This is a genomic window from Brevibacillus agri, from assembly GCF_004117055.1.
Taxonomy (GTDB): domain Bacteria; phylum Bacillota; class Bacilli; order Brevibacillales; family Brevibacillaceae; genus Brevibacillus; species Brevibacillus agri.
In genome coordinates this window covers 4,102,528-4,117,050 of record NZ_CP026363.1, presented here as the reverse complement: position 1 = coordinate 4,117,050, position 14,523 = coordinate 4,102,528, and the positions used below count along the sequence as shown (strand labels likewise).

The window sequence follows — 14,523 nt, the reverse complement described above, 5'->3', positions numbered from 1 at the left end:
GAGATTCAAGATTCGCATTAGACTGGAGTGTAAACCGGCTACATAACTACGAAAAACTGCGATAGAGGGAGATCAAGCACGTTTTACGGTGAAGAGCTAATATATAGGTAAAATTGAAAATTATGTGAAACTGATATTTCGACAACTTTCTCTATTATACGTTTTTTATAATGTTAGTGAATTTAATAATTTGGGAAAAGGTGGAGATTCAAGTAATGAAGAAAATAACCTTTTTAATTCTTGGTCTTGCTGTGGCGGGAGGAGTAGCTTTTAGCTCGGTGGGGGTTCCTACAAGTCATGCATCGAATGATTTGACAGAGGCAAAGAAAAGTGTAACAGCATTTGTTGAAGCTATGAACAAGCAGAATGTTGATGAAGCAAGCAAATATATTCTGGATACTAGAGATAAGAAACAGGAGAAAGATACTTCGTCTAAGAAAAAACTGCAAAAGCAAATTAAGAAAAACAATCAAAATCACTAGCGTTGCATTAATCTTTTCATACCATTCAAAATCATCATAACTTTCAGCGTTCAAGTGTTCTCAGGCATAAAAAAATCCTTTACACTGGAAAGGTCAGGTAGTTCCTGTCCAAATCCAACGCAAAGGATAGACCATGGACAAGAATACCCTATTTTCTTCATTTGGTAAATACATTTCACCCATTAATATTGTGAAATTTCAACAACGGATAGACGAAACGGATCAGGACAAGTACGTGAAAAAGTTAACGACCAAAGCATATCTACTCCTGTTTTTGCATGCTCAACTTCAGCAACGAGAAGGACTCCGAGCCATTGCAGATGATGTTTTATCAAAGAAATTCCAGCGAGAGTTAGGACTGTCGTCGATTAGTCCCGCTCAGCTTAGTCGCAAAAACAATCGAGTAGATCCAGCTTTGCTTGAAGAAATATTTGTTGACCTTGTAGGGCAAATTCAGAGACACTCGGGCAACACGTATTCCCTTCGAAAAGACATGAAAATCATTGATTCTACAACGATTGGGCTGTGTTTGCAGAAGTACAAATGGGCAACTTTCCGTAAAACCAAGGCTGGCATCAAACTTCATCTTCGTCTCGTCTTTGCCGACCAGGGGGATGTGTATCCTGAAAAAATAACCATCACGGGTGCCAAGTCCAATGACCGCACTCAAATGGAATCGTTGATTGATGAGATCGGTATGATGTACGTCTTTGATCGAGGGTATGTGGATTATGAAAAATTTGATGAATACACGGACAAAGGCATCTTTTTCGCTTCTCGTCTAAAAGATAACGCCGAAATCCGTCATCTTTATGAATTCAAAATCCCCTTGGAAAGCTCCGTTTTATCGGATTCCATGATCCTTCTTGGAACGCCTCAAAAGCGGGTAGATAACGTGCTGCGACTCATTGAAACGCTTGATTCGAAGGGAAATCTCATTCGAATCATTACGAATCGGTTCGACCTGGAAGCAGAAGAACTCAGCGACATCTATCGTTGGCGTTGGCAAATTGAGCTGTTTTTCAAGTGGATAAAGCAGCATGTAAAGATCAAGAACTTCTATGGAACGAGTGAAAATGCGGTACGAAACCAAGTATTACTCGCACTCATTGCCTACTGCCTGTTGCTCCTTGTCAAACTGGAACAAAACAGTCAGCACAGCTTGTTGCAGATCAGGAGATGGCTAAAAGTGTTTCTTTGGCAAACGTTCGAACAATGGATAGGTAGAATGAATTACCAGTCCAAACGAACATCCAGAGGGCGACAGAAAAGGAATTAGGTATTGGTTGCTGTTATCACGATTGTAATAAATGTATAAAACTACCAAATGGACAGTGGCTACCTTTTGCTTGGTTGCTGCCGTTTTTGGTTGTGTAGCTGAAAATGTCATTCAGAATACTTTGACAAATTACGAACGCATTTTTTATGCAACGCTAGTGAATCAAAATAAGAAAGTTAAGAAAACAGAGGCTATCAAACTACTTTCTGTAGATAAAATGGCTGATGACACAATCAAGGCTGAATTTCTCATAGCAAATGAGAACAAAGATGTTGAAATCTCACTTCCTGTCGAAAAAGTTGATGGTGAATGGAAACTGATAGTGGATGGGTCTGTTACAGTTGAAAACAAGTAAATTTGATTAACAAAAATTATGAAAGGGTGTATAAAGTATGAAATACGATAAAAAATTTATCGTGACTGCATTGTTTGTAGGGGTATTGGCAATTTCTTCTTCCGCGTACGCAGGAGTAGTAGATTACTGGGAGTTTAATGATTTCCATAATGGCTGGAGCAACGGTGGTTATTTGTATACAGAAGATGCATTTTCAACAGATTCTAATGAGGAAGTAACTATTAAGTTTTGGCAAACTACTGGGGATAGTTCTGCTCCAGCAAAAATTCAGTATGGAGTTGTTGAGGATGTTTGGTATGGATGGGAATTGTATGGAGATACCGAGACATTCACAATGAACAATAGCGCTGGCAGATTACAATCTCACACCTTCTCTGATATTCCCGAAGGTGATGATTATCATATTCGAATGGTGGCTAAAACAGCACGTTACATGGATGGTGGCGGTAATGTAAATATCCCTTAAAAATAGCACCTTATTGTTTTGAAGATTTTTCCATAATCGGTATAATTATATTGGAGGTGAGATAAATACAATGCGTTGGTCATTGCTAGTTCTATTGCAACTTCTTGGTATTTATGTTGCTTACAGAGGTTTCGCGCTATTTACAGAGGAGGTAACAGGAACGGGAATTGCAGTTTCAGAATTTGGTTTCCTGATAACTCCTCCCTACTTCGATGCGATAGGAATTACGCTAATGCTCGCAGGGGTTATCATCATAATGCTACCTTTTGTAATACAAGCTGCTAATAAAAAGAAAAAACATGTAGTGTAAATCACTAGCGTTTTATTCATGTAGCCGAAATACACAGAAGTTTTATCTGAAACGGGCAAGAATGTAAAACTTTGATGCTTTTGGAGCCACACCCGAACAAGAAAATGGGTTTGGCTCTTTTCGTTTGGGAATGTAAATGGGTTTTTAAAAGGGATTCGAGCATATGTGCCACCCGATATAACGGCAAGGAAAAAGACGGAATGTTAGTAACAGGAGCCGCGAACGGCGCGTTGGCAGGTTATCTGGCGCTGGAAAAGCTGCTTCCTGCCGGAGAACAGCATCATTTGGTGGTCGGCCAAGGCCACGCCATCGACCGTCCGGGAACGTTGTACGTGACGGTAGACACGACTGGGCAGGACCCGGTTGTTCGCGTGGCGGGCGCGGCGCACGTGACGATTGCGGGACTTATGCGCGTGTAGGGAAAAGAAAAGCGAGTGGAAAAGACGTTCCTGGGGCCAGGGGCGTTTTTTTTGTTGGAGTTGAGCGCTTTTTTTGAAAAAAGAGGTAAGAAAGCAAATAAAATGATATTGAACCAATTTTAGCAATTCATTATAATTCAATCTGTGTGTTTCTAGGAATATTTTACTATTTTTGTTGCGTTGTTGAAACTGTGGCAGGAAGAGAGGGGGGCTTCCGAACGGGACAGGCTGGCTGACTTGCGAAGCATACGAGCAGGCAAATGAAAACTAAGAAAGATAAGGAGTTACCGGAATGAACCAGAGATTCATCCGTTTTATCAGCGTGTGGCAAGCATTCTTGTTCGTTTCGCTCCTGCTTCTGCAACTGGTTCCCGAGCATGCAGGGGCGAGCGCAAACAGCAAGACGTACTTGATTGGCTTTAAAAACAGCGAGAAGGCCACGGTGAGGGCGATTCAGCGCTCGTCCGTGCAACAGCTCAGTTCAAAGGTGATAGTAGCCAAACTGACGGAAAGCGAGAGGCAGGCGATGGCGCAAGACCAGAACGTCGCCTACATCGAGGAGGACAGTGAAACCGAGCTGGCGGCAACAGACCTGGCACAAACGCAGCAGGTGCCATGGGGCATCGCGCACATCGGAGCGAATGCAGCCCGCAACAAGCAGTACATGGGGAAGAACATCAAGATCGGGATTTTGGATACCGGGATTTCCAGCCATCCAGACCTGGAAGTCAAGGGCGGCGTTTCCTACATCGAGGACGAACCCGGGTACAGCGACCACCATGGACACGGAACGGCAGTGGCAGGCGTAATCGCTGGCAAGGACAACGATTTTGGCATTGTCGGCGTCGCGCCAGAGGCGGAAATTTATGCGATCAAGGTGTTGGACAAAAAAGGGCATGGCACGTACTCGGGCATGATTCAAGGGATTGAGTGGGCGATTCAAAACAAGCTGAACATCATCTCGATCAGCGCGGGCGGCTATATCGACAGCCGGGCGTTGCGCGACCAGATCAAAAGGGCCAATGACCACGGGCTGTTGGTCATTGCGGCGGCCGGGAACCGGGGCATCGGCGAAGAAACGGAGCTGTTCCCTGCCCAGTATGCAGAGGTGTTGTCGGTTGGCGCGATTGACCGGGAAAACCAGCGCGCCGATTTTTCCAGCGTCGGAAAAGGACTCGACCTGATGGCGCCTGGCGTCGACATCATGAGCACGTCGCTTGGCGGGGAATATCAGACGCGCTCGGGTACCTCTTTGGCTGCGCCACACGTGGCCGGGGCAGCGGCTGTGATCTGGTCTGAGAAGGGACAGACTACGAGTCGCGAAGTGCGCGAGCTTTTGACAGAGAGCGCTACCCCGCTCGGCGAGTCCCGTTTTTACGGAAAAGGGCTGCTCAACCTGGAGGCGGCTTTGGGACAAGAGGAAGAAGCGGATTCCGAGATCGAAGCGCTGCAATCTTCTGTCAGCGAGCTTCCGTTGACACAAGGAGAAAGCCGCCAGTTGAAAGTGACGGCGAAGCGAACAGACGGCACGGTTCAGGACGTGACCGAGCAAGCCAGCTATACGAGCGAGGATGAACAAATCGCCAAGGTCAACCGCTCTGGTCTGGTCAGCGGGATCGGAACAGGCGAAACAAAAGTGATCGCACAGTTTGCAGGCAAGACGCTCGAGATTTCCGTCACGGTGCGCGAGGCTGCTCCATTAACGCCACTTGGCGGGCTGGATCGTCCGGAAAACGGCGAACTGGTCAGCGGGCTGTACGAGGGCAAAGGCTGGTATCTTGACCCTGCGGGCGTTGCGCAAATCCGTATTTTGGTGGATGGAGTCCCGGTCGGCGAAGCGCAGTACGGCGATCCGCGACCAGATTTGGAGGCAAAATATCCGGCCTACCAAAATGCGCATGCCGGCTTTCATTTTTCATTGGATACCCGTGAAATGACGCCTGGGGCGCATACGCTCGCGGTCGCCATCGACAATACGCTGGGAGAGCAAACGCTGCTCGAAGGCACGACGTTCTACATTGGCGACAGCCCCGTGTCCGAAGGCTTGCAGGCAGATGTCAAGCGGCTGGAGCTTGCTCTACGGAAAACGCATCAGTTGCTGATTTCCACCGTTTTGCAAGATCAGACGGTAAAAGATGTAACGGCACTCGCGACATACGCCTCTTCGGATGAAGGGGTTGCCGCGGTCAGCGATACGGGCCTGGTGCAAGCGATCGGGGCGGGAACCGCGACTGTGACCGTTTCCTACGAGGACAAGACGCTGTCCATCCCCGTCCACGTCAAAACAGAAGCAGTGCTGATAGCGCGCTGGGAAGTGGAGAAGCCGGCAGACCAGGCGACAGTAGCAGGCATGACGCTTGTGGAAGGCTGGTACCTCGATCCGGCAGGAGTGTCCAAAATCGCAATAGAGCTGGACGGCGAGCGGTTGGGGGACGCCCGAACCGGACTGGCTCGGCCTGACATTGAAACTGCGTATCCCGAGTATGAAAATCCGCAAGCAGGGTTTCAATACGCTTTCGATACGACAAAAGTCCAGGAAGGGCCACACGTGTTGAAAGTAACAGCGGTCAGCAACGACGGAAGCGAGCGCATGCTGGCTGAGTGGACCGTGCTGGTCGAGCGGGAAGAAGCGGCGGCAAGCATTGTGGCGAACACGAGCAAAATCGAGCTCACCCAAGGCAAGACGCAGCAGTTGGGCATTTCCGCGATGCTTCAAGACCAGCGGGTGAAGGACGTCACGAAAGAAGCGAGCTATACCGTCGAAAATCCCGCCTTGGCGAGCGTATCGCCTACCGGGCTTGTGACGGGGCTGGAACCAGGGCAAACAACGATTACCGTTCACTATCAAACGCATACGCTGGCGCTCCCCGTCCAGGTAAAAGCCGCAGCAGAACTGGCGCAAGGCGGGATAGACAGCCCGCAAGACAACGCTACGATCAGCGGCGTCTACCCGGTGACCGGCTGGTTTTTTGCCTCTTCCGGAGTGGCGAGCGTCGAGGTGCTGGTGGATGGAGTAGTGGCAGGGGAAGCCACGTACGGCATTGCTCGTCCAGAGGTCGAGATTACGGATGTCTCCGTCTCCGATCGAGACATCGGCTTCCAATACAGCCTCGATACCGGACAGTTGCTGGAAGGAACACATACGATTGCGGTCAGAGGAACAGGCAAGGACGGCAAGCAGACGATGATTGGCACGAGAAGTGTTCAAGTCGTCCAGTTGCTGCCTGCGACAGCGCTCAGTGTGAACGATACGGAGCTGCGGCTTCCGCAGGGAAAAAACCGTCAGCTTGCGGTCATGGCCGTCCTAGCCGATCAAAGCAAGCACGACGTCACGAAGCTGGCTTTGTACACGGTGGACAATGCATCAGTGGCGAAGGTCAGCCCAGAGGGCCTGGTAACGGCTGTCGCCCAGGGAACGACGAGCGTGACGATCCGCTACGGAGAGCTGAGCGTCCAGATTCCCGTTACGGTCACGGAATCAGAGCCGTTGCAAGCTACAGGAGAGCTCGAGACGCCCGTAAACGGCGCAATCGTTCAAGGCTCCACTACGGTAGCCGGCTGGTTTTTAACGTCTGCGCCCGTCACCCGCTACGATGTTTTGCTCGATGGGACCGTCATCGGAATAGCAACACCCGGGATCGCTCGACCAGACATCGCCTTGCTGCACCCGGATTATGAAAACAGCCATGCGGGGTTCAGCTATGCGCTTGATCTGTCCGGGCTGCAAGCGGGCGAGCATACGGTTGCGGTGATCGCCGTCGATCAGGAAGGAAAGCAGCATCCTTTGCCGGAGAAACGCTTCGTGATCGGGCAGACAGCGCCAGCGCTGCGTTTGCAGTACGGGGAGCAGCCTCTCGTCTTGCCGAAAGCTGCGAGCAAAAGCTTGTCGATCACGGCCATTCTGGAGGATCAAAGCGCCAGGGAGGTCACAGGTGAAGCGGTGTATGCGCACGAGCATACCGACGTCATTCACGTCAGTCCGCTGGGTGTCGTGACAGGACTCAAAGTCGGCATGGCCAAAGTCGTCGCCAGCTACGGCGGGCAAACGGTCACGATTCCTGTCGTGGTAACCGAGACGGAAGCGGAGTCTCAGCAGGCAAAAGGCCAGTTGGAGCTTCCGTTCGAGCGCGCTGTCATTGGCGGCACGACCACGCTGCAAGGCTGGATACTGGACCCGGCGGGAATCGCCAAAGTGGACGTCCTCGTAGACGGGCAATTCCAGGGCACGGCCGAATACGGAGAGCCGCGTCCCGACATTGCCGCGCTGTATCCGCACTACCGTCAGGCTAACGCAGGATTCCGCTATTTGCTGGACACGCTCAAATTTTCCGAAGGGGCGCACAAAGTAACCGTGCGTGCGACCAATAAAGAGGGCGTGGAGAGCGTTGTTTTGGACAGGGAAGTGACGATTGGCCCCGTTGCCGCGCTGACCGCCAACCTGACCAGCATCGAGCTGGAAAAGGACAAGACGGTCGCCCTGCAACTGACGGAAACGCACCGCGACGGCAGCACGAAGGACGTAACTGCCGAAGCCGTGTATGCGATCCAGGATGCGCTGATCGCCAAAGTCGATTCGTCGGGCCTCGTTACCGCTCTTGCTTCAGGCAACACGACGATGACTGTTTCTTTTGCAGGCATCGTGCTGACGATTCCCGTCCAGGTGAAGGGCGAGGGCGCAAGCACGGGCGGAGCTATCGACACCCCGGCGGACCAGGAAGTGGTGAGCGGGCAGTATAACGTCACCGGCTGGTTCGTGCCAGCGGGCGAACTGGAAAAAGTGGAAGTGTTGCTGGATGGGCAGCTCCTTGGCGAAGCCACCTACGGGCTGGACAGACCAGACGTGCTGCGCACGCATCCGGAGAGCAAGGAACAGAAGCCAGGCTTTGCTTATTTGCTGCAAGCCGATCAGCAGCCAACAGGCGAGCACAAGCTGACCGTGCAGGTCACGGAAAAAGACGGCAAGCAAACGAGCATGGAGAAGGCGATTACCATTGTCGAATCCATTCCCGATGCGTACACGTATTGGCTGCAATTTTCCAATCAGCAAGGGAAAAACAACTGGTCGTACCTGGAGGCAAACGGAGAGCGCTACACCGAGCTAGTCTGGAATGCCGAGACGGAGGAATGGAAAAGCGAACAAGGCGATACAGCAATCGGAAATACATGGCTGAAAGTAGGCGGTTCGGAGCCGGTCATTCGCTGGGAGGCGCCGCGTTCCGGGAAAATTCTCGTCAGCGGCTGGGCTTCGATGATCGACCTGAACGAAGGAGACGGCGTCAACGTCCGCATCCTGAAAAACGACGGGCAAATCTGGCCAGCTTCTGGCTGGCAGTCCATTGAGCACAACGATGAGATCGGCGTGGAGTTTGCGGAGGAACTGGAAGTTGAGGCAGGAGACAAGCTTTCTTTTCAAGTGAACGCCAAAGAAACCGAAGCGGGCGACCTGCTCAAGTGGACGCCGGAAATTCGCTACCTGTCCACCGAGATTCAGGATAACGCGGCTCCCCAGGTGTATTTGACCACCCCGGTAGCCGGAAAAGTTATCAGTGAGGTAAGCGGGGAGGATGTCATTATTTTGTCCGGCCAGGTGCTGGACCCGAATATAAGGGACCAGGTCAGCGTCTGGTACCAAATTGACGACCAGGAAGCGCGCCAGATCGCGTTGTTCACGGCTTCCGAGCAGGCGCACTCGTTTTTGTATCACGTGCCCGTGCAACATTTGAACCCGGACGATTTGTACGCCCTAAAGGTTTGGGCCGTCGACCAGAAAGTGCAAAAATCGCAGGTGGAGAAGCTCGACTTCCGCCTGGACATGCGAGCGCAAGCGAAGGAAAAGGACCCGATCTATATTGATGCCACCTGGAAAACTCCGCGAAATAACGCGGAATTCAGCAAGGGACAAAAAGTGATGTTTACCTGGGAGTATATAAATGCGACTCCCTATAATCGGTACTACGACAAGATTACCGGACAGGAGCTGACCATTTACATCCGGCAATCCGGCATGGTTACGCGCTCGATCAAGGAAAAATTGTCTGCGCAAGCGCGGTCGTATGAATTTGACACTTCTTCGATTGTGAAAAATGCCACGGTGGAAGCGCAACTGCGCACGATCATGGGCGACGTGCCATCGTTCGTGGAAGGTTCCACGACGAAAGTGAATTTCAGCGTGATGACCACAAATCAGCCGCCGATGCTGGAGGAGACGAATCTGGTCACGATTGATGGCGGGCTGACGGGACACATCAACTACACCATCAAGGAAAACGATGTGACCGACGTGATTGTCGCGAAAAAAATTCGCGTCGGATTTACGCCGGGCGGGAATGAGCTGGGCGAAAAAATGGAAGTCGTTCCGGAGAAGGACCAAGTCCGCCGCATCGTGGAGCGCTATCGTTTTCCGATCACCCAGGACATGCTGTTTAAAACGGTTTATTGGACAGCACAGGCACAGGATAACCGCGGGGCGTGGACGGAGTCGGAGGTCAAATCTGCCCGCATGGTAGATGTCCTCCCGAACCTGGTCGTTTTTACGCCTGCCGTCAAGCAAACGATCGACGTGAGCGAGACGTTTACGCTGGAAGGGACCTATACGCGGATGCAGCCAGGAGAGGTTCTCTCTGGAAAAGTCAATCCGATGAACGCCGCTAAAAAAATGACGACGACGAGCACATCCGGACATTGGCTGTTCAGATGGACAGGAGCGGAACTGGGGCAAGACACGTATAAAAACATCGAAGTGAAAAGCAGCAGCGGAAGTGTAGCTTTATATTACGGTGTGCTTACGGTAGAAAAGAAACCGGGCGCTCCGACCATTGTGAACGTAGAAGCTGACGCGACCTCCATCAAAGTTTATTGGAATCCGGTCGCAGGGGCACAAAACTATGGGATCAGACTGGATAACAATTTGAGCAGAACGGTGGAGAGCGGCACCAGCTACACGTTTACCGGGCTTCAACCAAGCAGAGTGTACACGATTACGCTTTGGGCCATTAGCCCGTCCGGCGTCAGCAGCTACAGCAGCTCGATCACGGTGGAGACGAAGCCGGCGGAAGGAAATTTCACGCTGGTGCAGGAGAACAGCCCGATTCGCATGCACTTCCCTGCCAATCAGGCGAAGTATTTCAAGATCGTGGCGAAGACGAGCGGGACTTACCAGTTCACGCTCAATAACGACTCCGGCTCTTTAGCCAATGCCAAAATCTCCGTCTTCCGCAGCGCAACCTTGCAGCCGCAAGACCAAATCGCTGCAGGAGAGAACGGAAGTGTCAGTGCGGCTTTTGTCGCGGGGAAAACGTATTATCTGCAAATAGTTTCCAACAGTTCCCTGTACGCCACGCTTCTGGCCAAAGCAAGCGGTGAAACCATCGCGCTCAACCAGGCCAAGGAGATCACGATTCCGGCGGGGCAATCTGTCGAGTTTTCCATGAATGCAGTCGTTCCCGGAAAGTATCGCATGGTGACCGAGTTGAAAAATCCGACGGGCAAGTACCCGACAGTGACCTTGCTCGCCAACGGAAACGTCGTGACTCCCAAGGAAAAGCCAAGCGCGGCTGAAGTGATCTACGAGCTGGCGACGGGCACCTACACGATCAGGCTGACGAATACAGACAGTGCGCCCGCCAACATCTGGTTTACCGTCTTTGCCCCGTTGGCCGGGGGGACGTTGTACGAATACGTCTACGATCAAAACAACCGCATCACCGCGATCAAGGAAAACGGCGCGGTCAGCGTCAGCTTTACCCACGACGACAATGGAAACATATTGCAAAGCGTGAAGCAAACCGTTGCGCCGCCACCTCGGGCGACCGCCTTGAAGCTTGATCTGGACAAAGTGGACTTGTCATCCGGCGGCTCCAAGTCGATCAAGGTGATGGCGACGTTGGAAAACGGCAGCCAGGTGGATGTAACGGCCCAAGTCGTGTACGTCGTGGAGAATCCTTCTGTGGCCTACATCAGCAATGGCCTTGTTTACGCGGTCAATGGCGGCACGACAAAGGCACAGTTGTACTACGGCGGCCAAACGAAAACACTCACGATCACCGTGCAAGCGCCTGCTGTCCGCTTGTCGTCCATCAGCCTCAGCCCGCAGCAAACCACGCTGACGGCAGGACAAATCCAGCGCGTCTACGCGACCGCTTTTTTCACGGACGGAAGCAGCAAAGACGTAAACAGCGTAGCCAGCTTCCAGACGTCGAACCCGTCTGTGGCACAAGTGAGCAGTCAAGGTGTCATCACGGGAATCGCGCCCGGCACGGCAACCATCACCGCTTCCTACGACGGGAAAAGCGCCTCGGCTCAAGTCGTTGTACAAGGCGCGTATCTTCAGGAGCTGAAAGCAACCCCTGCGCAACTGTCGCTTACGGCAGGAAACAAGGGGCAACTGAACATCGCCGCCACCTATTCCAATGGCGTCGCGGAGAACGTGACGCAGCAAGCAGAGTACACGAGCAATAGCCCTGCGGTTGCCTCCGTCGAGAGCGGCGGAATCGTGACAGCGCGGGCGGAAGGCACGACGCAAATAACGGTCAGGTACGGCGGAAAGAGCACTACGGTTTCGGTCACGGTCTCGGGCAGTTTGGTCACCCTCGTGTCTGTGGGAGTCCACCCGCAAGCGGTCAGCATCAAAAAAGGGGCCACCCAGCAACTGGATGTAAAAGCGACCTACAGCGACAGCAGCGTGACGAATATTACCAATAAAGCCGTGTATCAAAGCGCCCAGCCTGCGATTGCAACAGTTGCGGCCAGCGGGGTAATTACGGGCGTAGCAGTCGGGTCAACAACGGTCACGATCACGTTTGAAGGCAAGACAGTCGCGGTGCCTGTGCAAATCACCGAGGCCCAGGAACCGGTGCAGAGCCTGACCGCAACCCCTGCCAGCCTGAATCTTTTGGCAGGAAAAACGGAAAGCTTGCAAGTGACAGCCACTTACAAAGACGGCAAAACCGCCGATGTAAGCAAACAAGCGGCGTACGTCTCCCAAGATCCGACCGTCGCAACCGTCCAGGCAGACGGACTCGTCACAGCCGTCAAGCCAGGTAACACAAGCATCCAGATTTCGCACGGGGGAGTGAGCACCAGCGTTCCGGTCGCTGTCGCAGTCGAAAACGCTCTGGTGGATATCAAGCTCGTACCAGAAGACATTGCGCTGCTGGAAAAAGAGTCAAAACAGCTCGTCGTCAAGGCCGTGTACGCAGACGGAACCGAGACAGACATCACCGACAAAGCGCAGTATGCCGTAGACGACCCGTCGGTTGCCACCGTTAGCGCGAGCGGACTGCTGTCGGCAGGCAAAGCGGGTAGCGCTACGCTTGCGGTGGAGTTTCCTGGGAAGCAGCGAAGTGTGGTGGTGAAAGTAAGGAAGGAAATAGAAGCGGGCAGCAAGTTGCGTACCCTATCAGCGGGTGGGGGTCACACGCTCATGGTCAGAGAAGACGGAACCTTGTGGGCATGGGGCCAAAATGAGAAGGGCCAACTGGGAGACGGGACAACGCAAAACCGGAGTACGCCAGTCGAAAGCATGCTGGTGATCTCGGCCAAGCAGCTAGCCGCAGCACCAAGCACTGTCCTGTTGCCTCCGTCGCAGAGCAAGCCCTTGAAAGTGACCGCAACCTACGCAAACGGCAGCACCCAGGATGTGACTACGCAGGCCACATATGAAAGCAGTCATCCCGAGATTGCCGCTGTAGATGCTACAGGAGTAGTGACATCGGGAACAAAGGCCGGGACTGCTACGATCACGGTTCGTTATTACGATCAGACGATAACCGTTCCGATTCAGGTTGAGGAAGTCTCAACCCGAGCTAAACGCCTGTCAGCGGGTGGAAGCCACACATTGCTGGTCAAAGAAGACGGAACGATGTGGGCATGGGGCCAAAACGAGAAAGGGCAACTGGGAGACGGAACAATGCAAAACCGGAGTACGCCAGTCGAAAGCATGCTGGTGATCTCGGCCAAGCAGCTAGCCGCAGCACCAAGCACTGTCCTGTTGCCTCCGTCGCAGAGCAAGCCCTTGAAAGTGACCGCAACCTACGCAAACGGCAGCACCCAGGATGTGACCACACAGGCCACATATGAAAGCAGTCATCCCGAGATTGCCGCTGTAGATGCTACAGGAGTAGTGACATCGGGATCAAAGGCCGGGACTGCTACGATCACGATTCGCTATTACGATCAGACGATAACCGTTCCGATTCAGGTTGAGGAAGTCTCAACCCGAGCTAAGCGCCTGTCAGCAGGTGGAAGCCACACATTGCTGGTCAAAGAAGATGGAACGGTGTGGGCGTGGGGGCAAAACGAGAAAGGGCAACTGGGAGACGGAACGACGCAAAACCGGAGTACACCAGTGAAAAGCATGCTAGTGATCTCAGCCAAGCAGTTGACCGCAGCACCAAGCACCGTCCTGTTGCCTCCGTCGCAAAGCAAGCCGTTAAAAGTGACCGCAACCTACGCAAACGGCAGCACCCAGGATGTGACTACGCAGGCCACATATGAAAGCAGTCATCCCGAGATCGCCGCAGTCAATGCCACCGGGGTGATTACAGCAGGAGGAACGCCAGGGACCGCTACGATCACGGTTCGTTATTACGATCAGACGATAACCGTTCCTGTACAAGTCAAGGAAGTAGCTACGCAAGCCAAACGCTTGTCCGCGGGTGGAAGCCACACATTGCTGGTCAAACAAGACGGAACGATGTGGGCATGGGGCCAAAACGAGAAAGGGCAACTGGGAGACGGGACAATGCAGAACCGGAGTACACCAGTGAAAAGCATGCTGGTGATCTCCGCCAAGCAGTTGACCGCAGCACCAAGCACTGTCCTGTTGCCTCCGTCGCAAAGCAAGCCGTTGAAAGTGACCGCAACCTACGCAAACGGCAGCACCCAGGATGTCACCACACAGGCCACATATGAAAGCAGCCATCCCGAGATAGCCGCAGTCAATACCACCGGGGTGATTACAGCAGGAGGAACGCCAGGGACCGCTACGATCACGGTTCGCTATTACGACCAGACGATCACCGTTCCGGTGCAAGTCAAGGAAGTAGCTACGCAAGCCAAACGCCTGTCCGCGGGCGGAAGCCACACCTTGCTGGTCACAGAAGACGGAACGGTGTGGGCATGGGGCCAAAACGAGAAAGGCCAATTAGGAGATGGCACAACGATAAATAGGCCAGTTCCTGTTAAAACGAATGGACAATAACATGGAGGGAAA

At 52.7% G+C, this 14,523-nt stretch carries 7 protein-coding genes; all 7 read left to right on the top strand.

Translation table 11 applies throughout. From position 1 onward, the window contains the following. The first annotated feature begins 215 nt into the window (after positions 1-215). On the top strand, positions 216-482 hold the full coding sequence (locus BA6348_RS20190) for a hypothetical protein (protein WP_242507390.1): 267 nt from the start codon (positions 216-218) through the stop codon (positions 480-482). A 133-nt stretch (positions 483-615) separates the two neighbouring features. Further along, positions 616-1,761 carry an IS4 family transposase gene (locus BA6348_RS20185; RefSeq protein ID WP_005837477.1) on the top strand — a complete coding sequence of 382 codons (1,146 nt, stop codon included), beginning with the start codon at positions 616-618 and terminating at the stop codon, positions 1,759-1,761. A gap of 31 nt (positions 1,762-1,792) precedes the next feature. Beyond that, positions 1,793-2,116 carry a hypothetical protein gene (locus tag BA6348_RS27470; protein ID WP_242507389.1) on the top strand — a complete coding sequence of 108 codons (324 nt, stop codon included), beginning with the start codon at positions 1,793-1,795 and terminating at the stop codon, positions 2,114-2,116. A 37-nt stretch (positions 2,117-2,153) separates the two neighbouring features. After that, positions 2,154-2,582, top strand: coding sequence for a hypothetical protein (locus BA6348_RS20175; RefSeq protein ID WP_005836938.1), 429 nt, complete (start codon positions 2,154-2,156; stop codon positions 2,580-2,582). Positions 2,583-2,652: 70 nt separating this feature from the next. Further along, positions 2,653-2,892 carry a hypothetical protein gene (locus BA6348_RS20170; protein ID WP_005836692.1) on the top strand — a complete coding sequence of 80 codons (240 nt, stop codon included), beginning with the start codon at positions 2,653-2,655 and terminating at the stop codon, positions 2,890-2,892. Between the two features lie 200 nt (positions 2,893-3,092). Next, positions 3,093-3,311, top strand: a complete 219-nt coding sequence (locus BA6348_RS20165; protein ID WP_242507388.1) for a PhzF family phenazine biosynthesis protein — start codon at positions 3,093-3,095, stop codon at positions 3,309-3,311. A 292-nt stretch (positions 3,312-3,603) separates the two neighbouring features. Beyond that, a complete protein-coding gene (locus tag BA6348_RS20160) occupies positions 3,604-14,511 on the top strand; it encodes an Ig-like domain-containing protein (protein ID WP_129552226.1) in 10,908 nt (3,635 codons plus the stop codon). Positions 14,512-14,523 lie beyond the last annotated feature (12 nt).

Excerpts from the sequence above, each read along its gene's own strand:
- BA6348_RS20190 (WP_242507390.1), top strand. The coding sequence starts at position 216 with ATGAAGAAAATAACCTTTTTAATTCTTGGTCTTGCTGTGGCGGGAGGA.
- BA6348_RS20185 (WP_005837477.1), top strand. The coding sequence starts at position 616 with ATGGACAAGAATACCCTATTTTCTTCATTTGGTAAATACATTTCACCC.
- BA6348_RS27470 (WP_242507389.1), top strand. The coding sequence starts at position 1,793 with ATGTATAAAACTACCAAATGGACAGTGGCTACCTTTTGCTTGGTTGCT.
- BA6348_RS20175 (WP_005836938.1), top strand. The coding sequence starts at position 2,154 with ATGAAATACGATAAAAAATTTATCGTGACTGCATTGTTTGTAGGGGTA.
- BA6348_RS20170 (WP_005836692.1), top strand. The coding sequence starts at position 2,653 with ATGCGTTGGTCATTGCTAGTTCTATTGCAACTTCTTGGTATTTATGTT.
- BA6348_RS20165 (WP_242507388.1), top strand. The coding sequence starts at position 3,093 with ATGTTAGTAACAGGAGCCGCGAACGGCGCGTTGGCAGGTTATCTGGCG.
- BA6348_RS20160 (WP_129552226.1), top strand. The coding sequence starts at position 3,604 with ATGAACCAGAGATTCATCCGTTTTATCAGCGTGTGGCAAGCATTCTTG.